This is a genomic window from Pseudomonas sp. WS 5021, from assembly GCF_012985535.1.
GTDB lineage: Bacteria > Pseudomonadota > Gammaproteobacteria > Pseudomonadales > Pseudomonadaceae > Aquipseudomonas.
In genome coordinates this window covers 394,372-420,417 of the sequence record NZ_JAAQWP010000004.1, presented here as the reverse complement: position 1 = coordinate 420,417, position 26,046 = coordinate 394,372, and the positions used below count along the sequence as shown (strand labels likewise).

Sequence of the window (26,046 nt, the reverse complement as noted above, 5' to 3'; positions counted from 1 at the left end):
GGTGTCGCGATCATGGATCAATCAGACGCAACTTGCGCACACACTGTGCGGTTTACCACTGATGTGTGTAGCTTGCCGTCAGTACGGTGCCTGGCGCAGGCAGGTGGCTGGTGTTGTTGCTGCTACGCATCAGTTGACTGTAAAGCGGGTAGTAACTGCGATTGAACAGGTTCTGGACCCCCATGCTGACCTGATCATTTTCACTGAGTTGGTATTGGCTGATCATATCGACGGTGGTGTAACTGTCGACCTTGCGTCGCCCAAAGCTGGCAACACCATCCAGGCGATAGTCGGCGCCGTCAAAAAAGTTGGCCTGCAAGCGGTTGCTCCAGGCTTCAGTCGGCTTGAACTCCAGGTACGCGGTCAGTTTGAGCGGCGGGATGCGATACCCGGTCATGTCTTGCCAGCCACGGCCTTCGGGCTGCTCCCGGCCTTTGATCCAGGTAAAGGTGCCGCCGGCGCCCCAGCGCTCATCGTCGGTCAGCCAGTCGGCACTGCCTTCCACACCGTAGATTCGCTCTTGGGTGCGGGTCAGGATCAGGCCATTGTTGAAACTCTGCACATCCCCAAGCTTGGACGTGGTGTAGAACACGGCCAGCGAGGCCAATGTCTGCTCGCCCAGCGCGCCGCGCCAGCCCAGTTCGTAGTTGTTGGTTTTCACCGGCTCCAGGTTGGAGGAGCCGATATCGAATCCACGCCGGGCATTGCGCATTTGCACCCCGATATCGGGCAGCTGGAAGCCCTGGCTGAACGCCGCGTAGACCTCCTGGCCCGCTACCGGCGAGTAGGTCAGGCTGATGTTGGACAGCAACGAATCATAATGCACCTTGCCCCCGCGAACAGTGGCCGGCTGGGTCGCTGCCGACTCCGAGAGCGGGATAAAGTCATCGTACTGGGCAGTGGCATATTCGTAGCGTACGCCGCCTTCCACCGACCATTGTTCGTTGAGCTTATGCTGCAACTGCGCAAAGCCGCCAAGGCTGCGGGTTGTCAGGTCGGGCATGTAGGTGAGCTTGCCGATCTTGTCAAACACCCTGCCGCCGCTGGCGTCAAAGGCTCGCGGGTCGAAGATGTCGATGGGCATGTCGCTGCGCTCCTGGTTGAAGTCAGCGCCCCATAACAACTCTGTAGTCCCCAGGCTCCCCAGCGGCGTGCGTAGCGTGACCCGACTGCCAAACACTTCACTGTTCTGCATGACCTGGTCGACATTGCGTCCACGGGTCGCCACTGCGCGAGCATCGAATGGCGTGAACCGGGTGAAGTAGTCCCGGTAGTAGATCTGCGCATTGAGCGTGCCGCCCAGCACGTCGGCATGGGCGTACTCCAGGTTGAGCAGGGTGTTTTTGATCTGGTTCTGCTCCTCCAACGACAGGCCGGACAACGGGCGCGCAGGCACCGAGCCCGCAGGAAGCCTGGCCACGGACGGGTCGGAGGTGTAGTCGCTGTTTTGCTCGGCGTTGTAATGGCTGGCAGAAAGCTGGATGCGCTGCACATCATCAAGGCGCAAGCCCAACTTGCCGCCGACATTGAAGGTGTTGGAGTCGAACAGATCGCCCTGGCTTGGCTCTGGCGCAAGGCGGTGCCCCTTGGCGTCGTAGGAGGCGCCAATGTGGCGGGCACCAAAGTCCAGTGCGTAATCCACCCGGCCCTGGGACCCGGCAACATGATGCTGCAACTGGCCGCCCAGGCCATCGCTACCCAGTTTGCTCAAGGGCGAGACGGCGCTCAGGCTGGTGGTCGCTCGCGGCTCGCCGCCTGCCGGACGCGTCGTGATGGAGATGATGCCCCCAGTCGCACCGGCGCCGTAGATCGCACTGCTGCCACGGATCACTTCGATACGCTCGATCAGCGCGGGGTCGATGTTCGCCAGGTTGCGCGAGGAATCGCGGTTGGTATTGAGCGGAACACCGTCGACCAGCACCAGCATCGTCCGCCCGCGCAAGGTTTGCCCGTAGTCGGTAATGGTCCGGCTTGAGTCGGCCATGCCCGGGATGCTCTTGGCCAGCAGGGTGGCCAGGCTGTCCGAGCCCTGACGCAGTTGCTCCAACTGTTTGTGTTCGATGACATTGACCTGGCGAGCCTGGGGCACCAGGTCGCTGTCGAGCCGCGAGGCGCTGATGGTCAGGCTGGCCAGCTCCATTGTGCCTGGCGTGGGGGCTGGCGCCTGGGAGGTGTTGGCGGTATGCCCCTGGACCACCAGGAACGTTTGCTCATCACGCGCCTGCACCGTCAGCCCGCTTTGGCCGAGCAACCGTTCAAGCGCTTCCTGCAATGTGTAGCGCCCGCGCAAGTCCGGTGCGGTCTTGCCGGCCGTGATTTCACTGGCGAACAGGATCTGTGCCGAAGATTGCCGGGCTACGGCATTCAGGGATTTCTCCAGCGATGCGGCCGGGACATCGAAATCAACCGGTGCAGACTCTGCCAACGACCATTGGCTCAGGAGCAAGCCGCTGGCCAGCAAGGACATGCGCACCGGCGCGCGCAGGAAGGACTGACTCACGTTTTTATTCTCCACGAAGTAGGGTTACAGGGAGATAGCCGTCAGCACTGCGGCGCAACCCTACCTCGGTTGAAGATTATTTTTTCTGGCCGGGGGAATCGATCAGGACCGAGCCATCGGCCCCAGTGGAAACGCGCACCGGCAGGATCCCGGGCAACAGCGCCAGCAAGTGATCAACGTGACCACTGTCAAACACACCGGAAACCGGCAGGCGCGCAAGCCGGGGGTCCATGAGCCTTATGGGCTGGCGGTGATAGCGCTGCAGTGTGTCGATGACGTCTTCGAGCGGAGTGCTTTCAAAGACCAGCCGGCTTTGTTGCCAGGCGGTGACGTCATCCACGTCCACCCGTCCCAACCGAGCCTCTTGCCCCTTATGCACACGCAACTGCTGCCCGGGCTCCAGCGCAGCCACTGCCCCCGTAGCGGCCGCACGCACGGCGACCCTGCCTTCAGCCACCGTGATCTGCACATCCTGTTCCTGGCGCCTGACGTTAAAACGGGTGCCCACCACTCGCACCACAGCCAACCCGGCATCGACCAGAAACGGCCGGTAGACCATCGGCGACACTTCAAACAACGCCTGCCCCGCCTTCAGCTCGACCTGGCGGCTGCGCAGGTGCCAACTGATCGTCATCTCGGTGTTGCTGTCGAGCAACACCTGAGTGCCATCAGCCAGCAGCAGCGCCTGGCGCTGCCCTACCTGGCTGGCAACATGCTCGCTGCGGTAGGCAGGATCAATCCAGGCCACACCTGCAACAATCGCCAACAGCAGCAGCCCGAGGGTTTTTCCTGCCGGGCGTTTGTTTTTCGCGGGCGTCGGCGGGGGCAACGGAAATCGTTGCTTGAGGTCCTCACGAACCCGTGCGATGGCCTCGTCTTCCTGGCTGAAGTCCTTGCTCTTGTGCGGGTCGCGACTCATGGCAAGACCTCCGAGCCTAGATGTGCGCGGCAGATCCCCATGCCCAGGCGCAGGTGCTTTTCGACGGTTTTCAGGGAAATACCCAGGCGCGCAGCCACTTCGGCCTGGGGCAGTTCATGCACTTTGTGCATGACAAACACCATTTGGCAGCGCGGCGGCAGACTGGCAATCGCCTCGGTCAGCAGCTCCAGGGCCCTTTCCCCATCAAGATGACGCTCCTGGCTCGGCGCACCGCAGACCACTTGTGGCAACACCGAAACACCGACCACCCAACCCTGGCGCCGACGCTCGCTGCGATACCGGCTGATCGCCATATCGCTGGCGATCTTGCGCAACAAGGCCACTGGCGTGCGCACACCTTGCTTTTCATCCTGCTCAAGCAACTGCAGGCACAAGTCGTGTATCACCTCACGAGCGAAAATCCGTTCGCCAAAACGCCGGCGCACATGATCCACCAACTCGTCGTAGTGCCGAACCAATGCTGCCAGCAGTGTGGGTTTTGGAGGGTCGGCCTGCACAATGACCTGCGCGATGAGAGGAACGGATGACCTGGAGAAAGGTGCGATTGCGCGCAGTATAAATGCGAATGTTTTACATTTGAAGCGTAGAGATGGACCTTTAGGCGCAATCGCTAAGCGGGTCAGAAATGGCAAATTTCTCGGGATGAGCAACGCTACCTCCACCGGGTAGGTCGTCGGCCTTCAAGCGCAGAAACATGAAGCTGAAAGCCGACCTGAAGGTGCAGTGCAATTGTCGGCGCGAAGCTTTGCATGAAATCCCAGGCAACAAAAAAGGGCCCACCTTTCGGTGAGCCCTTCTAGACCGCCCAGCAGAGCGGATTTTGTTTGGTAGGCGCGATTGGACTCGAACCAACGACCCCCACCATGTCAAGGTGGTGCTCTAACCAACTGAGCTACGTGCCTGCTGTGAGGCGGCATTCTACGGAATTCCCGAGGGGTGTCAACACCTTTTTTGCAGCTAAGCCTATGAATATGCGAATTTTTTATTTTTTATTGGCGCCGCTGCTTTTTCCGGGTGGCTGGCAGGGCATTTTCAACTGAGGTAGGATCGGCGCACTCGTAAAAAATATAAAACAGAGGTTCCAGTATGGCGAACACCCCCTACCCCCAGTCCTATTACGCCGCGTCCGCCAATGCGGTACCTCCCCGGCCAGTGCTGCAAGGTGAAGTCGAAACCGATGTATGCGTGATCGGTGCGGGCTATACCGGGTTGTCGAGCGCGCTGTTCCTGCTGGAGAACGGCTTTCGTGTGACGGTGCTGGAAGCCGCGAAGGTAGGTTTCGGTGCATCCGGGCGCAATGGTGGCCAGATCGTCAACAGCTACAGCCGTGATATCGATGTGATCGAGCGTAGCGTCGGTGCGCAGCAGGCACAGCTATTGGGGCAAATGGCATTCGAGGGCGGCAGGATCATTCGTGAGCGGGTCGCCAAGTACCAGATCCAGTGCGATTTGAAGGACGGCGGTGTATTCGCCGCGCTCAATAGCAAGCACATGGGCCACCTGGAGTCGCAGAAGCGCTTGTGGGAACGCTACGGCCATACTCAATTGGAACTGCTCGACGAGCGGCGCATCCGCGAGGTGGTGGCCTGTGAGAACTACGTGGGCGGCCTGCTGGACATGAGTGGCGGGCATATCCATCCGCTCAACCTGGCATTGGGTGAAGCGGCAGCCGTGGAGTCCCTGGGTGGCACGATCTACGAACAGTCCGCCGCCGTGCGCATCGAGCGTGGCGCCAACCCTGTCGTCCACACCGCCCAAGGCAAGGTGAAGGCCAAATTCATCATCGTCGCCGGCAATGCCTACCTGGGCAACCTGGTGCCCGAGTTGGCGGCCAAGTCGATGCCTTGTGGCACACAAGTGATTACCACGGCGCCCCTGGGTGATGAGCTGGCTAAAAGCCTGCTGCCCCAGGACTTCTGCGTCGAAGATTGCAACTACTTGCTCGACTACTACCGACTGACCAGCGACAAGCGCCTGATCTTCGGCGGTGGCGTGGTGTATGGCGCGCGGGACCCGGCGAACATCGAAGCGATCATCCGGCCGAAGATGCTCAAGGCCTTTCCACAATTGAAGGATGTAAAAATCGACTACGCCTGGACCGGCAACTTCCTGCTAACCCTCTCGCGCCTGCCCCAGGTCGGCCGCATCGGCGACAACATCTACTACTCCCAAGGCTGTAGTGGCCACGGCGTGACGTATACGCACCTAGCAGGCAAGGTACTGGCCGAAGCCCTCAGGGGCCAAGCAGAACGTTTTGATGCGTTTGCCGACCTGCCGCACTACCCGTTCCCGGGCGGCCAACTGCTGCGCACGCCATTTGCGGCGCTGGGCGCGTGGTACTACGGGCTGCGGGACAAGCTGGGTTTCTGATCGATACCCTGTAGGAGCCGGCAAGCCGGCTCCTACAAGTTGCATCATCAAATCGCAGACACAAAAAACCCCGGTCTTTCGACCAGGGTCTTTGCTATCGATCCAATCAAGCATAAAGCTCTTCTTGGCGCTCTCAGGGTGTTCAGTGGACCCTGGAACAGATATGGCGCAGCGGACGGGACTCGAACCCGCGACCCCCGGCGTGACAGGCCGGTATTCTAACCGACTGAACTACCGCTGCGTATCGCTCAGACTGCCGAAGTGTCACCTTCAACCGCCTTCAAACATCTGACTGAGCAGCCTTGGCTGTTCAATCTCAAATCCGAAACATCGGACCTGGAAAATATGGCGCAGCGGACGGGACTCGAACCCGCGACCCCCGGCGTGACAGGCCGGTATTCTAACCGACTGAACTACCGCTGCGCGTCGGTGCAACCTTTAACGTTGCGTCTTGCCCTAGGGCAAAACTCTCAAGAAGTGGTGGGTGATGACGGGATCGAACCGCCGACCCTCTGCTTGTAAGGCAGATGCTCTCCCAGCTGAGCTAATCACCCTTTGCTTCGTTGAGGCCGCGAAATTTACGCAGGTAGCGGACCTAAGTCAAGAGCCTGCTTGAAGTTTTTCTGAAAAAGACAAAATCGCTTCAAGACCGCTCCCCGCTCTACTCGCTGTAAATCATCTTCTTGCTCATGCCACCATCCACCACGAACTCTTGCCCGGTGACAAACCCGGCGCTACGCGACAGCAGCCATGCCACCATGGCCGCCACATCCTCAACCGTGCCTACCCGGCCCGCAGGATGCTGCGCATGATCGGCGTCACTCAGTGGCTCTGCACGGCGCGCAGCGGGATCACGGGCGTCGATCCAGCCAGGGCTGACGGCGTTGACCCGCACCTCCGGCCCAAGACTGATGGCCAGCGCGTGCGTCAGGGCTAACAGGCCGCCCTTGCTCGCTGCATAGGCCTCGGTGTCCGGCTCCGACTGCCGGGCCCGGGTCGAGGCCAGGTTGACGATGGAGCCACCATGGGCCCGCAGATAAGGTGCGCAGTGCTTGGCCAGCAACATCGGCCCACTGAGGTTCACCGCCAGCACCCGGTTCCAGTACGCCAGGTCCAGGCTATCCAGCGTGATATTGCGCGGATCGGCCACAGCAGCATTGCACACCAGCGCATCCAGGCGCCCGAACTGGCCCAGCACCTCGGCAACTCCCAGCGCCACCTGCTGCTCATCGGCCACATCCATGGTGATAAACCAGGCGTTATCGCCCAGCACCTTGGACACCTTGGCGCCCCGCTCGCGATCCAGGTCGGCCAACACCACTTGCCAGCCTTCGCTGACCAACCAGGCCGCGATCCCCAGGCCGATACCCCGCGCCGCGCCTGTCACCAACGCGACCCTGCCATTACTGGCGCCAGCCGCCTCCAGGGACCACTCGATCACAAGGCAGCCAGCCCGCGAGCCAGGTCGGCCTGCAAGTCAGCCACGTCTTCCAGCCCCACCGCAACGCGGATCAGGCTGTCACGGATACCGGCAGCCTCACGCTCCTGCGGGGCCAGGCGGCCATGGGAAGTGGTGCTTGGATGGGTAATGGTGGTCTTGCTATCACCCAGGTTGGCGGTGATGGAAATCAGGCGCGTGGCGTCGATAAAGCGCCATGCGCCCTCCTTGCCACCCTTGACCTCGAAACTGACCACCGCACCGAACCCACGCTGCTGACGCTGGGCCAGTTCGTGTTGCGGATGGCTCTTCAAGCCGGCGTAGTGGACTTTCTCGATGCCATCCTGCTGCTCCAGCCACTCGGCCAGGGCCTGGGCGTTGGCGCAATGGGCCTTCATCCGCAGGCTGAGGGTTTCCAGGCCCTTGAGGAAAATCCAGGCATTGAACGGGCTCAGAGTCGGGCCAGCGGTACGCAAGAAACCCACTACTTCCTTCATTTGCTCGCCACGGCCGGCCACCACGCCGCCCATGCAACGCCCCTGGCCGTCGATGAACTTGGTGGCCGAATGCACCACAATATCTGCGCCCAGCTTCAGCGGCTGCTGCAAGGCAGGCGTGCAGAAGCAGTTATCCACCACCAACATCGCACCTTTGGCGTGGGCCACTTCGGCGAGGGCGGCGATATCCACTAGCTCTGCCAAAGGGTTGGACGGCGATTCGACGAACAGCAATTTGGTATTGGCCTTGATGGCCCCATCCCAGGCAGAAAGGTCCGCCAGCGGCACGTAGTCGACTTCAATGCCAAAGCGCTTGAAGTACTTCTCGAAGAGGCTGATGGTCGAACCAAACACACTGCGCGACACCAACACGTGGTCACCGGCACTGCACAGGCTCATGACCACCGCGAGGATGGCCGCCATGCCAGTTGCCGTGGCGACGGCCTGCTCTGCCCCCTCCAGTGCCGCGATGCGCTCTTCGAAAGCGCGTACCGTCGGGTTGGTGTAGCGGGAATAGACGTTACCCGGCACTTCGCCAGCAAAGCGTGCCGCCGCGTCTGCCGCAGTGCGGAACACGTAGCTGGAGGTGAAGAACATCGGGTCACCATGCTCACCTTCCGGCGTGCGGTGCTGGCCGGCGCGCACAGCCAGGGTATCGAAAGCCACGCCATCGAGGTCGCTGTCCAACCGACCGGCATCCCATTCCTGACTCATGCTGCCACTCCTTCACTCAATTCTTTATTTAAGATACAAAACCGGCCCCTCAGGGCCGGTAGTTACTCAGTTGTTGTACAGATCGATGATCGCGCTGACCGCCTGGGTCTTGATCTTGGAGGAGTCGTTACGCGCCTGCTCGATCTTGTTCAGGTAAGCCTCGTCGACATCACCGGTCACGTACTTGCCATCGAAAACTGCGCAATCGAAATGCTCGATCTTGATCTTGCCGCCGCCAACCGCCTCGATCAAGTCAGGAAGATCCTGATAGATCAGCCAATCAGCGCCGATCAGGTCAGCCACATCCTGGGTCGAACGATTGTGCGCAATCAACTCGTGGGCGCTCGGCATGTCGATGCCGTACACGTTCGGGTACCGCACCGCAGGCGCAGCGGAACAGAAGTACACGTTCTTCGCCCCGGCTTCACGGGCCATCTGGATGATCTGCTTGCACGTGGTACCCCGCACGATGGAGTCATCCACCAGCATCACGTTCTTGCCGCGGAATTCCAGCTCGATGGCGTTGAGCTTCTGGCGTACCGACTTCTTGCGAGCCGCCTGGCCCGGCATGATGAAGGTGCGGCCGATGTAGCGGTTCTTGACGAAACCTTCGCGGAACTTTACGCCCAGGCGAGTGGCCAGCTCCAGCGCGGCGGTACGGCTGGTGTCCGGGATCGGGATAACCACGTCGATATCGTGCTCCGGACGCTCGCGCAGGATCTTCTCGGCGAGCTTCTCACCCATGCGCAGGCGCGCCTTGTACACCGAGACACCGTCGATGATCGAATCCGGACGCGCCAGGTAGACGTGCTCGAAGATGCATGGTGTGAGTTTCGGGTTGATCGCGCACTGACGGGTATGCAGCTTGCCGTCTTCGGTGATGTACACCGCTTCGCCCGGCGCCAGGTCACGCACCAGGGTGAAACCCAGCACATCCAGGGACACGCTTTCGGAGGCGATCATGTACTCGACGCCTTCGTCGGTATGGCGCTGGCCGAACACGATCGGGCGGATGCCGTGGGGGTCGCGGAAACCGACGATCCCGTAGCCGGTGATCATTGCCACGACCGCGTAGCCACCCACGCAGCGGTTGTGCACGTCTGTCACGGCGGCGAACACGTCTTCTTCGGTCGGCTGCAACTTGCCGCGCTGGGCCAGTTCGTGGGCGAACACGTTGAGCAGCACTTCCGAGTCGGAATTGGTGTTGACGTGGCGCAGGTCAGATTCGTAAATCTCCTTGGCCAGCTGCTCAACGTTGGTCAGGTTGCCGTTGTGCGCCAGGGTGATGCCATAGGGCGAGTTGACGTAAAACGGTTGAGCTTCGGCCGAAGTCGAGCTACCGGCAGTCGGGTAACGCACATGGCCAATGCCCATGTGCCCGACCAGGCGCTGCATGTGACGTTGATGGAACACGTCACGTACCAGGCCATTGTCCTTGCGCAGGAATAACCGGCCGTCGTGGCTGGTCACAATACCGGCAGCGTCCTGGCCGCGGTGCTGGAGGACGGTTAGCGCGTCATACAGCGCCTGATTGACGTTCGACTTACCGACGATACCGACGATGCCACACATGCGACGCAACCCCTACTTAATGAATCTTGACTGAACACTACTTACTGCGGCGTGTTGCCCGGCAAGAGGTGCTCCTTGAACGGAAGATCAGCGGGTACGCTGATTCCGCTGGCCAGCCACTGACTGCTCCACCCCAATATGAGGTTCTTGGACCAGTCTGCAACCAATAGAAATTTTGGCACGAGACTCGACTCCTGCCACCACGAATCCTGCTGTACCGGGCCCAGGCTCAACAGCCCGACCGCAATGACCACCAGCAGCGCGCCACGCGCGGCACCGAAGGCCATGCCGAGAAATCGATCGGTCCCGGAGAGGCCGGTGACACGTATCAATTCGCCGATAAGATAATTGACCATTGCTCCCACCAGCAGCGTGGCGATGAACATGATGGCGCAGCCCGCGATGACACGAGCCGAAGGTGTTTCGATATAACCGGCCAGGTAAACGGCCAGGGATCCGCCGAACATCCAGGCGACGACTCCTGCAACGATCCAGGTCAGCAGCGATAATGCTTCTTTGACGAAGCCGCGGCTTAGACTGATCAATGCGGAGATGGCGATGATGGCTACGATCGCCCAATCAACCCAGGTAAATGGCACAGTGCAGCCTACAGACGGATAAGGCGGCGCATTTTAGCAGAGCGCCGGGCTATCGGTAAGCGGTGTTTGGTGGTCCATTGCAAATCAATGGGTTGTGGCAAGCTACGACCATCTCAAGACAGGCACAAACCAATGTGGGAGCGGGCTTGCCCGCGATAGCGGTGTGCCAGCCAACTGTAATATCGACTGGTGCACCGTCATCGCGGGCAAGCCCGCTCCCACACTGAGACCGCATTGGCAGAATCAGCCGCGCTCTGGCTGGAAGCGCACCACAAAACCTTTCAGGTTCTGCTGGCGACCCAACAGGTCACGCAGGCGGTCCGCCTCGGCGCGCTCGATCAGCGGCCCGACAAATACCCGGTTCTTGCCATCAGCAGTCCGGATATACGCGTTATAACCCTGGCTGCGCAGGGTTTTCTGCAAGGCTTCGGCACTTTCGCGATTGGACAGGCTGGCGAGTTGCACCGACCAACTGATCGGCAAGCCATTCGGATCAATACGACTTTGCCCCACATCAGGCTTGCCCGGGGCTGCCGGCTGCGGCGCCACTGGCTTCGGGGCCGGAGCAGGTGTAGCAGGCTTGGCCGCCACCACCGGTGCAGGAGCAGGCTTTACCACCGGCACACTCGGCTGGATCGGCGCCGAAGGTGCTTGCTGTTCGGCAATTTCCGTATCAGTCGGCACCGGCTCTTCCTCGGGCAACGCCTGCGGCTCAGGCACCACCACTGGCTCGACCTGGACCTGCGGCATCACCGGGGCCTGGGGCGCAGCCGGGGCCTCAACCGTGACCTGGCGCTGCTCGTCCTGGCGAGAAAACAGCATCGGCAGGAAAATCACCGCCAACGCCACCAATACCAGGGCTCCGACCATTCGCTGCTTGTATGCGCTATCCAGTAATGCCATGTGCAGCTTCCTCCGTGGAGCGCCGGGCCAACCACTCAAGCGCCTCGGCAACACAATAAAATGATCCGAACAACAGAATCTCGTCCTCGGCCGTTGCCACCGCGCATTGAGCCTCCAATGCAGCGGTTACGCTTGCATGGGACGTCACCGTCGCGCCAAGGTTCTGCAGCACCGCCTGCACATCATCGGCCGTACGGGTGCGCGGCGTATCCAGCGGGGCGACTGCCCAGGACTGCACACTGCTCAGCAAAGGCGCGACCACACCGTCCAGATCCTTGTCCGCCAGCAGGCCGAACACCGCCAGGCGCCGACCCGCTGGCACTTGGCCGGCCAAACGGCGTGCCAGGTACTGTGCAGCATGCGGGTTGTGCCCAACATCCAGCAACAGGTTCAAGCGCTTGCCTTGCCATTCGAACGAACGACGATCCAGGCGCCCGACCACCTGCGTACGCTGCAAAGTATCGGCGATCTGCGCGCCATTCCACGGCAGATCCAGCAACAAATAGGCCTGCAGCGCGAGTGCCGCGTTTTCCATGGGAAGGTTCAGCAGCGGCAGGCCGTGCAACTCGACGCCCTGGCCCCGCGTATCGACACCGCGCCACGACCATTGGTCACCAGACACCTCCAGGGCAAAATCACGGCCCCGCAGGAAAAACGGGCAATCCAGCTCGCGCACCTTGTCCAGCAAGGTATGCGGCGGATCCAGGTCACCACACAAAGCCGGCTTGCCCTGACGGAAGATCCCGGCTTTTTCATAGGCCACGGATTCGCGGGTATCGCCCAGGTAATCGGCATGATCCACACCAATACTGGTGACCAACGCCAGGTCGGCATCCACCACATTGACGGTATCCAGGCGACCACCGAGGCCGACTTCCAGCACCACCGCATCCAGCTGTTCACGCTCGAACAGCCAGAACGCGGCCAGGGTGCCCATCTCGAAATAGGTCAGGGAGATTTCGCCACGCCCGGCATCCAGCGCCGCAAAGGCTTCGCACAACTGCTCGTCAGTGGCTTCGACGCCGTTGAGTTGCACGCGCTCGTTGTAGCGCAGCAGGTGTGGCGAGCTGTAGACGCCAACCTTCAAGCCCTGGGCCTGCAGCAACGCCGCGACAAAGGCGCAGGTAGAGCCCTTGCCATTGGTGCCAGTGACCGTGATCACCCGTGGCGCAGGCCGACCCAACCCAAGGCGGGCCGCTACCTGTTGCGAGCGCTCCAGGCCCATGTCGATGGCTGACGGATGCAACTGCTCAAGGTAGGCGAGCCATTCGCCCAGGGTCCGTTGGGTCATAGGTTTGCAGGCACCGGCGGCACAACGATGGGTTCGACCTTGGGCGCGACGTACACCGGTGTCGGCAAGCCCATCATCTGTGCCAGCAGGTTGCCCAGGCGCGGACGCAGTTCGGAACGGGCGATGATCATGTCAATGGCGCCGTGTTCCAGCAGGAACTCGCTACGCTGGAAGCCTTCGGGCAGCTTTTCACGCACGGTCTGCTCGATCACGCGTGGGCCGGCAAAACCGATCAGCGCCTTGGGCTCGCCGACGATTACGTCGCCCAGCATCGCGAGGCTGGCGGAAACGCCGCCGTAGACCGGATCGGTCAGCACCGAGATGAACGGAATGCCCTCTTCACGCAGACGCGCCAGCACCGCAGAGGTCTTGGCCATCTGCATCAGCGAGATCAGCGCTTCCTGCATCCGTGCACCACCGGAGGCGGCGAAGCAGATCATCGGGCAACGGTTTTCCAGGGCGTAGTTGGCGGCGCGTACAAAGCGCTCACCGACAATGGCGCCCATGGAACCACCCATGAAGGAAAACTCAAACGCCGACACCACTACGGGCATGCCCAGCAGTTTGCCGCTGACGGAAATCAGCGCGTCTTTCTCGCCGGTCTGCTTTTGCGCAGCGGTCAGGCGGTCCTTGTACTTCTTGCCGTCGCGAAACTTGAGGCGGTCCACCGGCTCCAGGTCAGCGCCCAGCTCGGCACGGCCATCGGCGTCGAGGAAGATGTCGATACGGGCGCGGGCGCCGATACGCATGTGGTGGTTGCACTTGGGGCAAACGTCCAGGGTCTTTTCCAGCTCCGGGCGGTACAACACCGCGTCGCAGGATGGGCACTTGTGCCATAGACCTTCAGGAACCGAGCTTTTCTTCACCTCGGAACGCATGATCGAGGGGATCAGTTTGTCTACTAACCAGTTGCTCATGCTTTCTTTCTCCAGTACCGGTGGCTTGAACACAGCCCCGCGTATGCCCTTGAGCTAAATTCATTGATGTGGCGATAACAACCACAGGACGGGGTCAGACGTTCGACCAGCCATTTCCTGCACCTGCCCTCAGCCTTCCAGACAACCCGCCAGTGCGTGGCTGCCACTTCATTGGCGCCGCCCGAGGGCAACGCCGGCCTGTTTTACACAGTGGTAGTTACTGACGGCGGCAGACTGCCAGCCGTCACATCGCGCCACTGCTGCTGCGCACTGCCTGCATGAATGCGTGAATCTTGCCAGGATCCTTGATGCCCTTGGCCTGCTCCACCCCGCCGCTGACGTCGACGGCATACGGGCGAACCTGGGCAATGGCCTGCGCCACATTGCCGGCGTTCAAACCGCCCGCCAGGATGATCGGCTTGCTCAAGCCCTGGGGAATCAGCGACCAATCGAAGGCCTCGCCTGTACCACCGGGAATGCCCTCGACATAGGCATCGAGCAAAATCCCGCTGGCCCCGGCGTAGGCGGCGCAACTGGCGGCGATATCGTCACCGGCCTTGACCCGCAACGCCTTGATATACGGGCGATGGTAGCCGGCGCACTCCCCCGGGGTTTCGTCGCCATGGAACTGCAACAGGTCCAGGGGCACAGCATCCAGGGTTTCATTGAGCTCGCAGGCGCTGGCGTTGACGAACAGCCCCACCGTGGTCACGAACGGCGGCAAGCCGGCAATGATCGCCCGGGCCTGCTGCACCGACACCGCGCGCGGGCTCTTGGCATAAAACACAAAACCAATAGCGTCAGCCCCCGCCTCGACTGCCGACAGCGCGTCTTCCATGCGGGTAATCCCGCAAATCTTGCTGCGAACGCCTGACATATCGTCAAAACCTCAGGGGGCTGTCCAGGAAAGTCCCGGATGGTAACAAATGCTTTTCCGGGCGTCAGCCGCCAAGTTCAGTGAAACCTGTGAGGAAGTGTGGCCCGATGAAACGCTGCGGCAGCTCGAACTCATCTCGGTACTCCACATCCACCAGATACAGGCCGAACGGGTGCGCCGTCACCCCGCCGGTCCGCCGCACCCGACTCTCCAGCACTTCCCTGGCCCACTCCACCGGGCGCTCGCCAGTACCAATGGTCATCAGCACCCCGGCGATATTGCGCACCATATGGTGCAGGAACGCCCCGGCGCGGATATCCAGGACAATCATCTTGCCGTGACGTGTCACCCGCAGGTGGTGGACTTCCTTGATCGGCGACTTCGCCTGGCACTGCCCGGCGCGAAAGGCACTGAAGTCGTGGATCCCCACCAGATGCTGGGCCGCCTCGGCCATACGCTCGGCGTCCAGCGGGCGGTGGTTCCAGGTGATTTCTTCGTTCAAGTGCGCCGGACGGATCTGATCGTTGTAGATCACATAGCGGTAACGCCGGGCAATGGCCTTGAACCGCGCATGGAAGTGCGCCGGCATGACTTTGGCCCAACTGACGCTGACATCGTGGGGCAGATTGATATTGGCGCCCATGACCCACGCCTTCATCGAACGCTCGGCCTGGGTGTCAAAATGCACCACTTGCCCGCAGGCATGCACGCCCGCGTCGGTGCGCCCTGCGCACATCAATGAAACCGGCGAGTCGGCGACCTTCGACAGGGCCTTCTCCAGGGTTTCCTGCACAGTCGGCACGCCAGAGGCCTGGCGCTGCCAGCCGCGATAGCGCGAACCTTTGTATTCCACGCCCAGGGCGATTCTGAAAAAGCCGGCGGCCGCCATTTCGGCGGCCGCGTTATCTATATTTGCCAAGAGCTGAGAGCCTGATAGTTGCGCAAAGGCGGCCATTATAAAGTGCCGGGCCTGGTCCTGGGGCATTTTGTGGAAGCTGGCTGGCCTGCGATAGCCTCGCCTCGACTCTACCGAAGGACCGAGTCGCCTCTATCACGGGCAAGCCCGGCTCCCACCTTTGAATGCAAAACGGCGACCCGAAGGCCGCCGCTGCGTTAATTGCCAGTAATCACGCCAGGCGGCTAAGCATTTCCTTAGCTTCGCTGCGTTGGCCGTCGTCGCCTTCGGTGAGGACTTCGGCCAGGATGTCACGTGCACCACCCTCATCGCCCATGTCGATATAGGCCTGGGCCAGGTCGAGCTTGGTGGCGACTTCGTCGGTGCCCGACAGGAAGTCGAACTCTGGCTCATCGTCGCCCTTGGCGGCATCTTCAGCGGTGAAGCTCGGCTCGATCGACGGGCTTTCCAGGCTCTGGGACAGGCGCTCCAGCTCGGCGTTGACATCGTCAAGCTCGGAGGTGAACGCATCAGGCTTGTCCGATGGCGCAGGTTCGTCGGCCAGGGACAGGTCGAAGTCTTCCGGCAGGTCAAAATCTTCCAGCGCGGCGGGTGTCAGGGTCGGCGGCTCTACCGGTGGCAGGTCCTTCATCTCTTCTTCCAGGCCCGAGAGGAAGTCGTCGTCGGACTGGGAAGCCGGTGCATCCAGTTGCAAGTCGAGATCAAAGTCAGACAAGTCGTCCTCGCTGGCCTTGGCTTCGGTCTGCTGCTGCAAGACCGAGTCGAAGCTCAGGTCATCGACCTCGGGGGCGACCACCGCCGGCGACGCCGCCTCGAGGTCGTCCAGGCTCAGGTCGAAGTCGGTGTCGAACGCATCGGTTTGAGGCGTGGCGGCAGGCGCCGGTTCTTCCTGGAGCAGATCCTTGACGTACTGCGCATCCAGCGCGGCAGCGGCGACTGCAGCACTCACGCCCGCAGCCAGCACGGCCATGGCCGGGTAGCGATTTTTCAACAGTTCGACCTGGGCGTGGTTCTCGCCATTGGCGACCAGTTGGCGCTCCTGGGTCACGAAACCATCCTTGTCGCCCTGCTGGCCGTAGACCTCCAGGAGTTTGAGGCGCAGATCGCTGCGCTTGGGCTCCAGCTTGATCGCTTCTTCCAGCACCGCAGCGGCCTGGTTCAAGTGACCACGGTCCAGATGGGACTGGGCCTGGGCCAGGGCATCAGAGGAACCGGGCTCGATGATGGGCTTGCTCGGCGGCGCCATGCTGGTCGCAACTGCAGCTACAGGCGCCACGGCAACCGGAGCTGGAGCTGGAGCTGGAGCTGGAGCCAGCTTGACGTTTGCCGCCGGGACTTCAAGGCCTTCGAAGCTATCGAGCGACAAGTCTTGTTCAAGTTTTGCGGAAAACTCTGGCTCTTCCGCCAGCGCCCGCGCCATGCGCAGGTGTTTTTCCTCTTCCAGGCGCGCATTGCGATGACGTGCCCACAGCAGCAGGAGCAACAGCACCAAGAGGCCGGCAGCGCCGCCGATCACCCCGAGAACAATGGGGTTGGTCAGCAGGTCATTGAATTTGCCTTCGGCGCTGGCCTCGGGCGCAGGCTCAGCGGGGATTTGCACGGGCGCAACCACCGGCGTTTCGGCCGCCGGAGCAGGCGCAGTCGGCGCCGCAGCCAGTTCGGCAGGTATTACCGCCGGTTGCGCCGGGGCGCCGCCTTCGGCCTGCAATTTGGCCAATTGGTTGTTCTTCAGTTCGATCAGCCGCTGCAGCTTGTCCAACTGACTTTGCAGGTCAGACATGCGGCTTTTGAGTTCTTCGTTTTCGCGGCGGGTCGAATCCAGGCTTTCCTGGGTCACGGCCAACTTGTTGTTCAGGGCCTTGCTGTCACCTGCGGCGCCTTTGACGCCGGCCTTGGCAGCCTCAGCCGAGACTAGGCTCAGGTTGTCCTTGGCGGCCGTTTGCGACGGCGCTGCGCCAGCCTGGGCGCGCTTGGTGGCGTCCAGTTGCTGACGCCCCGCTGCTTGATTAGCGGCACCGCGACGCCCCTGGCGCCAGGCCGCATTCTGCGCGGTCACTTCGGCAATCGCCTGGGGTTGCGGCAGGCTGGTGCTTTGTACCGGATCCGGCAGGCGCAATACCTGGCCGGTCTTCATGCGGTTGATATTGCCGTCGACAAAGGCGTCCGGGTTCAGCGCCTGGATCGCCAGCATGGTTTGCTGGATCGAGCCGCCATTGCGGTTTTTCGCGGCGATTTCCCACAGAGTGTCGCGAGAAGTCGTGGTGTGTTCAGCCGCCTTGGTCACGCTGGCAGCAGCCGGCGTGGCAAGGCGCGGCGCTGGGGCAATGACCTCTGGAGCCTTTTGCTCGAACTTGGCCGGGTCCAGCAAGACGCTGTAGTCCCGCATCAACCGGCCATTGGGCCATTGCACCTGCAACAAGAAGCGTACGTAGGAGTCGGGCAACGGCTTGCTGGAGGTGACGCGCACCACACTGCGGCCACTGGGGTTGAGCACCGGGGTAAAGGTCAGCTCATCGAGGAACGCCTGGCGATCGACACCCGCATCCACAAAGGCCTGGGAAGACGCGAGGCTGGGCACGATATCGGAGGCGCTGAGCCCGCCCACATCGAGCAGCTCGATCTCCACCGACAACGGCTGGTTCAACTTCGACTTGAGGGTCATCTCCCCAAGTTGCAGCGCTTGCGCCATACCGGAGGACAGCGCCGAGACGGCCGCTATTGCTAACACCAGTTTGCGAACTTGAACCATAGCCTCATCCTTTGTTTGAACACTCCTCGGCCCGCGAGAAGGTTGGGTACCGCTGCCATTCGGCATGGCGAGCCGATAGGTCACCGACGCGCAACTTTTCCTGCATGGGGCCAAGCATAGCGCTTGGCTAGAATCAATCTACAAATTGCCGCCAAGTATCTTTTACACAAGGTGTTTTATCAACAACTGCGCCAGTTGCACCGCGTTAAGCGCCGCGCCTTTGCGTACGTTATCTGACGTCAGCCACAAGTTTAGTTCCGCCGGGTCATCAATACCGGCCCGCACCCGACCCACGTAGACCACGTCCTGACCGACCGCATCCCCAACAGCGGTGGGGTAATCGCCCTCTTCCACCAGTTCGATGCCCGGCGCCGCCTCCAACACGCGATTGACTGCGCCAAGGTCCACGGCCCCCGCCAGTTGCAGGGACACGCTCAGGCTATCGCCAAAAAACACCGGAGCTTGAACGCAGGTTGCGGAAATCTTCAGTAACGGTAATTCAAGCAGGCTACGCAGTTCGTGGACCAGGCGTTTTTCCAGGGCGGTGTGGCCCTGCGCATCCGGCGTGCCGACCTGGGCCAACAGGTTGAAGGCCATCTGCCGATCAAAGAACTTGGGCTCCAGGGGCCGCACATTCAGTAGCTCGGCGGTTTGCCGGGCCAGTTCGCTAACGGCTTCACGGCCCTGGGCAGACACGGCCAGGTTGGCGGTGACGCTCACGCGCTGGATGTCCAACAGGCTGCGCAACGGTGCGAGCACCACCGCCAGGTGGGTGGCGCAAGGGCTTGGGCTGCCCACCTGGAACGGCTTTTTCAAGCCGTCCAGTACCTGGGCATTGGCTTCCGGCACCACTTGGGGCGCCTGTTCGGCCGGCAGGGCGCCGGACAGGTCGATCAATGAGCAACCGGCTGCCGTGGCGCGCGGCGCGAAACTCAGGGTGACCGCCGGGCCTGCGGCGAAGAAGGCCAGTTGCACCTTGCTGAAATCGAACTCATCGACTTCCCGTACCCGCACGTTTTTGCCGCGAAACGGCACCGACGCGCCGGCCGACTCGCTGCTGGCCAGCAGGTGCAGGGCGCCTACCGGGAACGCCAGTTCTTCGAGGATCTGCACCAGGGTTTCGCCCACCGTGCCGGTGGCGCCGATCACGGCGATATCAAAGGTCTGGGTCATGGAGGCTGCCTCGGGCATTGCGGGGGGAGCGGCACTTTACCGGGTGGTGGGGGGTGAGGCAATTGGCCTGGGGTTTGTGGTGTGGCGCGGGCCGTCATCGCGGGCAAGCCCGCTCCCACATTTGGATTTGTGAACACATTCAAGTGTGGGAGCGGGCTTGCCCGCGATGATGGCCTCAGGCGCAATAAAAAACCCGCGCCTGTCACCAGAACGCGGGTTTCTTCAACACCACTAAGCGATCAACGCTCCAGCAGAATCCGCAACATCCGACGCAGCGGCTCGGCCGCGCCCCACAGCAATTGGTCACCTACAGTGAAGGCGCCCAGGTACTGGGTGCCCATGTTCAGCTTGCGCAGACGGCCCACCGGTACATTCAGGGTGCCGGTGACCTTGGTCGGGCTCAGCTCCTGCATGCTGATATCACGGCTGTTGGGCACCAGCTTGACCCATGGGTTGTGCTGGCTGATCAGCCCTTCGATATCGGCGATCGGCACGTCTTTATTGAGCTTGATGGTCAGCGCCTGGCTGTGGCAGCGCATGGCGCCGATCCGCACGCAAATACCGTCCACCGGGATCGGGTTCTTGAAGCGCCCGAGGATCTTGTTGGTCTCGGCCTGGGCTTTCCACTCTTCGCGGCTCTGGCCGTTCGGCAGTTCCTTGTCGATCCACGGGATCAGGCTGCCGGCCAAGGGCACGCCGAAGTTCTCGGTCGGGTAGGCTTCGCTGCGCATGGCCTCGGCCACACGGCGGTCGATGTCGAGGATCGCACTGGCCGGGTCGGCCAGTTGATCGGCGACGGCCGCGTGGGTCGCGCCCATCTGCTTGATCAGCTCGCGCATGTTCTGCGCGCCGGCACCGGAGGCCGCCTGGTAGGTCATGGCACTCATCCACTCCACCAGCCCGGCTTCGAACAGGCCACCCAGGCCCATCAGCATCAGGCTGACGGTGCAGTTGCCACCGACATAGTTCTTGGTGCCGGCGTCAAGCTGCTGGTCGATGACCTTGCGGTTGACCGGGTCGAGGATGATCACCGCGTCGTCCTGCATACGCAGGCTGGACGCTGCATCGATCCAGTAGCCCTGCCAGCCGGCTTCGCGCAGCTTGGGGAAGACTTCACTGGTGTAGTCGCCGCCCTGGCAGGTCAGAATGACGTCGAGGGTCTTGAGCTCTTCAATGTTGTAGGCGTCCTTGAGCGGGGCGATATCCTTGCCCACGGACGGCCCTTGGCCACCGACATTCGAAGTGGTGAAAAACACCGGCTCAATAAGATCGAAATCCTGCTCTTCCAGCATCCGCTGCATGAGCACGGAACCGACCATACCGCGCCAACCGATCAGACCTACACGTTTCATCGCAACTACACCTTGTTAAAAAGTGGGCCGCCTTGCAGCAACAACTGCAAGCGGGCCCGAGAGATTACAGATTCCGCAGCGCGGCGACTACTGCGTCGCCCATTTCCTGCGTCCCGACCTTGGTGCAACCCTGCGACCAGATGTCGCCGGTACGCAGGCCCTGGTCCAGCACCAGGCTCACCGCTTGCTCGATGGCATCCGCCGCTTCGCTGAGGTTGAAGCTGTAGCGCAGCATCATCGACACCGACAAAATGGTCGCCAGCGGGTTGGCAATGCCCTGGCCCGCGATGTCTGGCGCCGAACCGTGGCATGGCTCGTACATGCCCTTATTGTTGGTGTCCAGGGACGCCGACGGCAGCATGCCGATGGAACCGGTGAGCATCGAGGCCTGGTCGGACAGGATGTCGCCGAACAGGTTGTCGGTGACGATCACGTCGAACTGCTTGGGCGCACGCACCAACTGCATGGCGGCGTTGTCGACGTACATGTGGCTGAGTTCGACGTCCGGATAGTCCTTGGCCACTTCTTCGACGATCTCGCGCCACAGCTGGCTGGAGGCCAGGACGTTAGCCTTGTCCACCGAGCAGACCTTCTTGCCGCGCACCCGGGCCATGTCGAAACCGACACGGGCGATACGGCGGATTTCACTCTCGCTGTACGGCAGGGTGTCGTAGGCCTGGCGCTCGCCATTTTCCAGCTCGCGCACGCCCCGTGGCGAGCCAAAGTAGATACCGCCGGTCAGCTCACGCACGATCAGGATATCCAGGCCCGCCACCACTTCCGGCTTGAGGCTCGACGCGTCGGCCAGTTGCGGGTAGAGGATTGCCGGGCGCAGGTTGCCGAACAGGCCCAGTTGCGCACGGATTTTCAGCAGGCCGCGCTCCGGACGGATGTCACGTTCGATCTTGTCCCATTTCGGCCCACCCACGGCGCCGAGCAGCACCGCGTCGGCAGCACGGGCACGGTCCAGGGTTTCGTCGGCCAGGGGCACGCCATGCTTGTCGATGGCAGCGCCGCCGATCACGTCGTGACTCAGTTCAAAGCCCAGGCTGTACTTGCTGTTGGCCAATTCCAGGACCTTGACCGCTTCGGCCATGATTTCCGGACCAATGCCGTCGCCAGGGAGAATCAGAATCTGCTTGCTCATGGGTTCCTCATTTCATCAAGCGACCCGCCCTCGGGCAGGTCGGGAAAATTATTAGCGTTCGGCCCAGACCACCAGCACGTCGGTGCTGAAGGTGCCATCGGCTTGAATCTCAAAATAATCGCGCACTTCCTGGCCCATCGCCTTTTGCAGCTCCAGGATCGCGGCGCGCAATACCTCTGGCGTGCGCATGCGCTCGACCCACGAGGTGTATTCCAGGCGCAGGCGCTGGCGATTGCTGTTGCGTACATGCAGGCCGGCTTCGCTGAGCTGGCGCATCCACTCGCCGGCGGAGTAATCGCGCACATGGCTGGTGTCGCGCAGCACTTCGACGGTTTGCAGGTAAGTGTCCAACAGCGGGCTGCCCGGTGACAAGACATCGACAAACGCCGCTACGCCGCCCGGCTTGAGCACCCGGCGCACTTCGCGCAGGGCCTGGCCCAGGTCGCTCCAGTGATGGGCCGAGTAGCGGCTGAACACGAAGTCGAACTCGCCATCGGCGAACGGCAGGCGCTCGGCGGCGCCGTGCAGGGTACGAATATTGTCCAGGCCACGCTCTGTGGCAGCGGCGGCGACCACGTCGAGCATCTGCTGCGACAGGTCGTAGGCCACCACTTCCTTGACCAGCGGTGCTACGTGGAAACTCACGTGACCGGCACCACAGCCCAGGTCCAGCAGTCGTGCAGCGCCCTGCCCGGCCAGTTCGGCCTGCAGCAGTGCGAATTCGCTGCCCTGGGCGTGCACGGCACTGCTCAGGTAGGCCGAGGCCTGTTCGCCGAATTGTTTTTGCACGACTTGGGTGTGGGCGGTGTTGGTCATGGTGGCTTTCCTCAGGTTTTGGGGTGGCTGTACGGGCGCTATCGCAGGCAAGCCAGCTCCCACAGTTGGAATGCATTCCAGTGTGGGAGTCGGGCTTGCCCGCGATGGGGCCCGCACGGTTACCGCAAATCAGGCATCACGAAACAACCAAGGCTGGCTGGCCCGGTGCTTGGCTTCAAACGCGGCAATTGCCTCGCCGTCCTGCAAGGTCAGGCCGATGTCGTCCAGGCCGTTGATCAGGCAGTGTTTACGGAAGGCATCCACTTCAAAGTGGTACACCTTGCCATCCGGACGGGTCACGGTCTGTGCAGCCAGGTCGACGGTCAACTGGTAGCCCACGTTGGCTTCCACTTGCCCGAACAACTCGTCCACTTCGGCATCGCTCAGGATGATCGGCAACAAGCCATTCTTGAAGCTGTTATTGAAGAAGATATCGGCGTAGCTCGGCGCGATGATGCTGCGAAAACCATATTCTTCCAGGGCCCACGGCGCGTGTTCGCGGCTGGAGCCGCAACCGAAGTTTTCCCGGGCCAGCAACACGCTGGCGCCCTGGTAGCGCTCGGCGTTGAGTACGAAATCCTTGTTCAACGGGCGCTTGGAGTTGTCCTGGTAGGCGTAGCCCACGTCCAGGTAGCGCCACTCATCGAACAGATTGGGGCCAAAGCCGGTGCGCTTGATCGACTTCAAGAACTGCTTGGGGATGATCTGGTCAGTGTCCACGTTGGCACGGTCCAACGGCGCGACCAGACCTGTGTGTTGGGTAAAAGCTCTCATCGGGTATTCCTCAGATCAATTCGCGAACGTCGATGAAACGACCGTTGACGGCAGCCGCAGCGGCCATGGCCGGGCTGACCAGGTGAGTACGACCACCGGCGCCCTGACGCCCTTCGAAGTTACGGTTGGAGGTGGACGCGCAATGCTCGCCGGACTCCAAACGGTCCGGGTTCATCGCCAGGCACATCGAGCAGCCCGGCTCGCGCCATTCAAAGCCGGCTTCGAGGAAGATTTTGTCCAGGCCTTCCGCTTCCGCCTGGGCCTTCACCAGGCCCGAACCTGGCACCACAATGGCCTGCTTGATGGTCGAGGCCACCTTGCGGCCCTTGGCGATCACCGCCGCGGCGCGCAGGTCTTCGATCCGCGAGTTGGTGCAGGAACCGATAAACACACGGTCCAACTGGATGTCAGTGATCGCCTGGTTGGCTTTCAACCCCATGTACTTCAAGGCGCGCTCGATGGAGCCGCGCTTGACCAGGTCGGCTTCCTTGGCCGGGTCCGGCACGTTCTGGTCAACGGCCAGGACCATTTCCGGCGAGGTGCCCCAGCTGACTTGCGGCTTGATCTGGGCCGCGTCGAGTTCAACCACCGTATCGAACACCGCATCCTTGTCGGACACCAGGTCTTTCCAGGCTTCTACGGCGGCATCCCAATCGGCGCCCGCCGGTGCAAACGGACGACCCTTGACGTATTCGACGGTTTTTTCATCCGCCGCGACCATGCCCACGCGGGCACCGGCCTCGATGGACATGTTGCAGATGGTCATGCGGCCTTCGATGGACAGGTCGCGAATGGCGCTGCCGGCGAATTCGATGGCATGGCCGTTGCCGCCGGCGGTGCCGATCTTGCCGATCACCGCGAGCACGATGTCCTTGGCGGTGACACCAAAGGGCAAGGTGCCTTCGACCAGCACCAGCATGTTCTTCATTTTTTTAGCAACCAGGCACTGGGTGGCGAACACATGTTCCACCTCGGAAGTGCCAATACCGTGGGCCAGGGCGCCGAACGCGCCGTGGGTCGAGGTATGGGAGTCGCCGCAGACCACGGTCATGCCCGGCAAGGTCGCGCCCTGCTCCGGGCCGATTACGTGGACGATGCCCTGGCGCACGTCATTCATCTTGAATTCGGTGATGCCGTACTCGTCGCAATAGTCGTCGAGGGTCTGGACCTGCAAACGCGAGACCTGGTCGGCAATGGCTTCGATACCGCCCTTGCGCTCCGGGGTGGTCGGCACGTTGTGGTCTGGGGTGGCGATGATCGAGTCGACGCGCCATGGCTTGCGCCCGGCCAGTCGCAGGCCTTCGAACGCTTGGGGCGAGGTCACTTCGTGGATGATGTGACGGTCGATGTAGATCAGCGACGAGCCATCATCGCGCCGTTTCACTTCATGGGAATCCCAGAGCTTGTCGTAAAGCGTTTTGCCGGCCATCAGTCGGTCCTCATCAGCGTCTTTCTATGCCCTGGGCGTTGAACGATTCAATAACCCTTTGGCTTGTGAGGCTGATGCTATGGCGTTACATTAAATAACTCAAATTCATATTTTTCATGCTTTGGATAACCAACTGGAATACGACCATGGACCTGGCCAACCTCAATGCTTTTATTGCCATCGCCGAAACCGGCAGCTTCTCCGGGGCCGGGGAACGCCTGCACTTGACGCAACCGGCAATCAGCAAGCGCATCGCCGGCCTTGAGCAACAACTGAAGGTGCGCCTGTTTGATCGACTGGGCCGGGAAGTGGGCCTGACAGAGGCCGGGCGTGCCCTGCTGCCCCGCGCCTATCAGATCCTCAATGTGCTGGATGACACCCGCCGCGCCTTGACCAACCTGACTGGCGAAGTCAGCGGACGCCTGACCCTGGCGACCAGCCATCACATCGGCCTGCACCGCCTGCCCCCGGTGTTGCGCACGTTCACCCGGGAATACCCGAACGTGGCACTGGATATTCAGTTCCTGGATTCGGAAGTCGCCTACGAGGAAATCCTCCATGGCCGTGCCGAAGTGGCCGTCATCACCCTGGCCCCGGAGCCCCACAGCCTGGTGCGAGCCACCCCGGTGTGGGACGACCCCCTGGATTTCGTGGTGGCGCCCGAACATAGCCTGGCCAGCAACGCCAGCATCAGCCTGGCCGACATTGCCCGGCACCCGGCGGTATTCCCCGGTGGCAACACCTTTACCCACCATATCGTGCACCGGCTGTTCGAGGCCCAGGGCCTGACGCCGAACATCGCCATGAGCACCAACTACCTGGAAACCATCAAGATGATGGTCTCCATCGGCTTGGCCTGGAGCGTGTTGCCGCGCACCATGCTCGATGATCAAGTGGCCAGTATCGCTTTACCGGGCATACAGCTCAGTCGCCAGCTAGGCTATATCGTGCACACCGAAAGGACGCTGTCGAACGCTGCGCGGGCTTTCATGAGCCTATTGGATGCACAGGTCGATCCGGCTGGGATGCCGGCATGAGGCCGTGCGGCCTGTAGACCCTGCTCCCGCGCCGA

At 61.7% G+C, this 26,046-nt stretch carries 21 protein-coding genes and 4 tRNA genes; 2 read left to right on the top strand and 23 right to left on the bottom strand.

Annotated features, from left to right (window positions below; all coding sequences use genetic code 11):
* Positions 1 to 52: 52 nt before the first annotated feature.
* The 4 genes from HBO19_RS15415 to HBO19_RS15400 all read right to left on the bottom strand — a co-directional run bounded on the left by HBO19_RS15415 (position 53) and on the right by HBO19_RS15400 (position 4,342).
* A complete protein-coding gene (locus HBO19_RS15415) occupies positions 53 to 2,467 on the bottom strand; it encodes a TonB-dependent receptor (protein WP_170057874.1) in 2,415 nt (804 codons plus the stop codon).
* 109 nt (positions 2,468 to 2,576) lie between these two features.
* Positions 2,577 to 3,419, bottom strand: a complete 843-nt coding sequence (locus tag HBO19_RS15410) for a FecR domain-containing protein (protein ID WP_170057809.1) — start codon at positions 3,417 to 3,419, stop codon at positions 2,577 to 2,579.
* Positions 3,416 to 3,937: an RNA polymerase sigma factor gene (locus HBO19_RS15405; RefSeq protein ID WP_170043454.1), complete on the bottom strand. Its 522-nt coding sequence runs from the start codon at positions 3,935 to 3,937 to the stop codon at positions 3,416 to 3,418. Before HBO19_RS15405 ends, HBO19_RS15410 begins: the two co-directional genes overlap by 4 nt.
* Before the next feature lie 328 nt (positions 3,938 to 4,265).
* Positions 4,266 to 4,342: transfer RNA gene (locus HBO19_RS15400), tRNA-Val, on the bottom strand.
* 184 nt (positions 4,343 to 4,526) lie between these two features.
* Here HBO19_RS15400 and HBO19_RS15395 point away from each other — a divergent pair.
* Positions 4,527 to 5,810: an FAD-binding oxidoreductase gene (locus HBO19_RS15395; protein WP_169953476.1), complete on the top strand. Its 1,284-nt coding sequence runs from the start codon at positions 4,527 to 4,529 to the stop codon at positions 5,808 to 5,810.
* 164 nt (positions 5,811 to 5,974) lie between these two features.
* Here HBO19_RS15395 and HBO19_RS15390 read toward each other — a convergent pair.
* From HBO19_RS15390 to leuC, 19 genes are all read right to left on the bottom strand, one after another.
* A tRNA-Asp gene (locus HBO19_RS15390) sits at positions 5,975 to 6,051 on the bottom strand.
* 105 nt (positions 6,052 to 6,156) lie between these two features.
* Positions 6,157 to 6,233, bottom strand: a tRNA-Asp gene (locus tag HBO19_RS15385).
* Between the two features lie 55 nt (positions 6,234 to 6,288).
* Positions 6,289 to 6,364 (bottom strand) — tRNA-Val (locus tag HBO19_RS15380).
* 107 nt (positions 6,365 to 6,471) lie between these two features.
* On the bottom strand, positions 6,472 to 7,236 hold the full coding sequence (locus HBO19_RS15375) for an SDR family oxidoreductase (protein ID WP_170043540.1): 765 nt from the start codon (positions 7,234 to 7,236) through the stop codon (positions 6,472 to 6,474).
* A gap of 11 nt (positions 7,237 to 7,247) precedes the next feature.
* The gene (locus HBO19_RS15370; protein ID WP_169953475.1) at positions 7,248 to 8,459 is read right to left on the bottom strand and encodes an O-succinylhomoserine sulfhydrylase; all 1,212 of its coding nucleotides are present in this window, start codon (positions 8,457 to 8,459) and stop codon (positions 7,248 to 7,250) included.
* Between the two features lie 66 nt (positions 8,460 to 8,525).
* Entirely contained in the window at positions 8,526 to 10,031 is a 1,506-nt protein-coding gene (gene purF / locus HBO19_RS15365) for an amidophosphoribosyltransferase (protein ID WP_169953473.1), read from the bottom strand.
* 41 nt (positions 10,032 to 10,072) lie between these two features.
* Entirely contained in the window at positions 10,073 to 10,630 is a 558-nt protein-coding gene (locus HBO19_RS15360; RefSeq protein WP_169953471.1) for a CvpA family protein, read from the bottom strand.
* Positions 10,631 to 10,873: 243 nt separating this feature from the next.
* Positions 10,874 to 11,533: an SPOR domain-containing protein gene (locus tag HBO19_RS15355; RefSeq protein WP_170043451.1), complete on the bottom strand. Its 660-nt coding sequence runs from the start codon at positions 11,531 to 11,533 to the stop codon at positions 10,874 to 10,876.
* Positions 11,517 to 12,824: a bifunctional tetrahydrofolate synthase/dihydrofolate synthase gene (folC, locus tag HBO19_RS15350; RefSeq protein WP_170057808.1), complete on the bottom strand. Its 1,308-nt coding sequence runs from the start codon at positions 12,822 to 12,824 to the stop codon at positions 11,517 to 11,519. Before folC ends, HBO19_RS15355 begins: the two co-directional genes overlap by 17 nt.
* On the bottom strand, positions 12,821 to 13,741 hold the full coding sequence (gene accD / locus HBO19_RS15345) for an acetyl-CoA carboxylase, carboxyltransferase subunit beta (protein ID WP_038442050.1): 921 nt from the start codon (positions 13,739 to 13,741) through the stop codon (positions 12,821 to 12,823). The genes folC and accD overlap by 4 nt, the downstream gene beginning before the upstream one ends.
* Positions 13,742 to 13,985: 244 nt before the next feature.
* Complete coding sequence (locus tag HBO19_RS15340) at positions 13,986 to 14,618, bottom strand: phosphoribosylanthranilate isomerase (protein WP_170057807.1); 633 nt, start codon at positions 14,616 to 14,618, stop codon at positions 13,986 to 13,988.
* Positions 14,619 to 14,682: 64 nt separating this feature from the next.
* Positions 14,683 to 15,507: a tRNA pseudouridine(38-40) synthase TruA gene (gene truA, locus HBO19_RS15335; protein WP_169953538.1), complete on the bottom strand. Its 825-nt coding sequence runs from the start codon at positions 15,505 to 15,507 to the stop codon at positions 14,683 to 14,685.
* 238 nt (positions 15,508 to 15,745) lie between these two features.
* A complete protein-coding gene (locus tag HBO19_RS15330) occupies positions 15,746 to 18,283 on the bottom strand; it encodes a FimV family protein (RefSeq protein ID WP_170057806.1) in 2,538 nt (845 codons plus the stop codon).
* 162 nt (positions 18,284 to 18,445) lie between these two features.
* Complete coding sequence (locus HBO19_RS15325; RefSeq protein WP_170057805.1) at positions 18,446 to 19,456, bottom strand: aspartate-semialdehyde dehydrogenase; 1,011 nt, start codon at positions 19,454 to 19,456, stop codon at positions 18,446 to 18,448.
* A gap of 239 nt (positions 19,457 to 19,695) precedes the next feature.
* Entirely contained in the window at positions 19,696 to 20,808 is a 1,113-nt protein-coding gene (gene asd / locus HBO19_RS15320; RefSeq protein WP_169953460.1) for an aspartate-semialdehyde dehydrogenase, read from the bottom strand.
* Between the two features lie 64 nt (positions 20,809 to 20,872).
* The gene (leuB, locus tag HBO19_RS15315; protein WP_169953458.1) at positions 20,873 to 21,955 is read right to left on the bottom strand and encodes a 3-isopropylmalate dehydrogenase; all 1,083 of its coding nucleotides are present in this window, start codon (positions 21,953 to 21,955) and stop codon (positions 20,873 to 20,875) included.
* A gap of 51 nt (positions 21,956 to 22,006) precedes the next feature.
* Positions 22,007 to 22,771, bottom strand: coding sequence for a class I SAM-dependent methyltransferase (locus HBO19_RS15310; protein ID WP_169953456.1), 765 nt, complete (start codon positions 22,769 to 22,771; stop codon positions 22,007 to 22,009).
* Positions 22,772 to 22,900: 129 nt separating this feature from the next.
* On the bottom strand, positions 22,901 to 23,545 hold the full coding sequence (gene leuD / locus HBO19_RS15305) for a 3-isopropylmalate dehydratase small subunit (protein WP_169953454.1): 645 nt from the start codon (positions 23,543 to 23,545) through the stop codon (positions 22,901 to 22,903).
* Positions 23,546 to 23,555: 10 nt separating this feature from the next.
* The gene (gene leuC / locus HBO19_RS15300; protein WP_169953452.1) at positions 23,556 to 24,974 is read right to left on the bottom strand and encodes a 3-isopropylmalate dehydratase large subunit; all 1,419 of its coding nucleotides are present in this window, start codon (positions 24,972 to 24,974) and stop codon (positions 23,556 to 23,558) included.
* A 146-nt stretch (positions 24,975 to 25,120) separates the two neighbouring features.
* On the opposite strand from leuC, the gene HBO19_RS15295 reads away from it, so the two are divergent.
* A complete protein-coding gene (locus tag HBO19_RS15295) occupies positions 25,121 to 26,011 on the top strand; it encodes a LysR family transcriptional regulator (RefSeq protein ID WP_169953450.1) in 891 nt (296 codons plus the stop codon).
* Positions 26,012 to 26,046 lie beyond the last annotated feature (35 nt).

Bases quoted from the DNA above. Each gene is read 5' to 3' on its own strand.
- HBO19_RS15330 (WP_170057806.1), bottom strand. From the start codon at position 18,283: ATGGTTCAAGTTCGCAAACTGGTGTTAGCAATAGCGGCCGTCTCGGCG.
- HBO19_RS15395 (WP_169953476.1), top strand. From the start codon at position 4,527: ATGGCGAACACCCCCTACCCCCAGTCCTATTACGCCGCGTCCGCCAAT.
- HBO19_RS15340 (WP_170057807.1), bottom strand. From the start codon at position 14,618: ATGTCAGGCGTTCGCAGCAAGATTTGCGGGATTACCCGCATGGAAGAC.
- folC (WP_170057808.1), bottom strand. From the start codon at position 12,824: ATGACCCAACGGACCCTGGGCGAATGGCTCGCCTACCTTGAGCAGTTG.
- asd (WP_169953460.1), bottom strand. From the start codon at position 20,808: ATGAAACGTGTAGGTCTGATCGGTTGGCGCGGTATGGTCGGTTCCGTG.
- HBO19_RS15325 (WP_170057805.1), bottom strand. From the start codon at position 19,456: ATGACCCAGACCTTTGATATCGCCGTGATCGGCGCCACCGGCACGGTG.
- leuD (WP_169953454.1), bottom strand. From the start codon at position 23,545: ATGAGAGCTTTTACCCAACACACAGGTCTGGTCGCGCCGTTGGACCGT.
- accD (WP_038442050.1), bottom strand. From the start codon at position 13,741: ATGAGCAACTGGTTAGTAGACAAACTGATCCCCTCGATCATGCGTTCC.
- HBO19_RS15355 (WP_170043451.1), bottom strand. From the start codon at position 11,533: ATGGCATTACTGGATAGCGCATACAAGCAGCGAATGGTCGGAGCCCTG.
- truA (WP_169953538.1), bottom strand. From the start codon at position 15,507: ATGGCGGCCGCCGGCTTTTTCAGAATCGCCCTGGGCGTGGAATACAAA.
- leuC (WP_169953452.1), bottom strand. From the start codon at position 24,974: ATGGCCGGCAAAACGCTTTACGACAAGCTCTGGGATTCCCATGAAGTG.
- leuB (WP_169953458.1), bottom strand. From the start codon at position 21,955: ATGAGCAAGCAGATTCTGATTCTCCCTGGCGACGGCATTGGTCCGGAA.
- HBO19_RS15310 (WP_169953456.1), bottom strand. From the start codon at position 22,771: ATGACCAACACCGCCCACACCCAAGTCGTGCAAAAACAATTCGGCGAA.
- HBO19_RS15370 (WP_169953475.1), bottom strand. From the start codon at position 8,459: ATGAGTCAGGAATGGGATGCCGGTCGGTTGGACAGCGACCTCGATGGC.
- HBO19_RS15410 (WP_170057809.1), bottom strand. From the start codon at position 3,419: ATGAGTCGCGACCCGCACAAGAGCAAGGACTTCAGCCAGGAAGACGAG.
- purF (WP_169953473.1), bottom strand. From the start codon at position 10,031: ATGTGTGGCATCGTCGGTATCGTCGGTAAGTCGAACGTCAATCAGGCG.
- HBO19_RS15415 (WP_170057874.1), bottom strand. From the start codon at position 2,467: ATGTCCTTGCTGGCCAGCGGCTTGCTCCTGAGCCAATGGTCGTTGGCA.
- HBO19_RS15295 (WP_169953450.1), top strand. From the start codon at position 25,121: ATGGACCTGGCCAACCTCAATGCTTTTATTGCCATCGCCGAAACCGGC.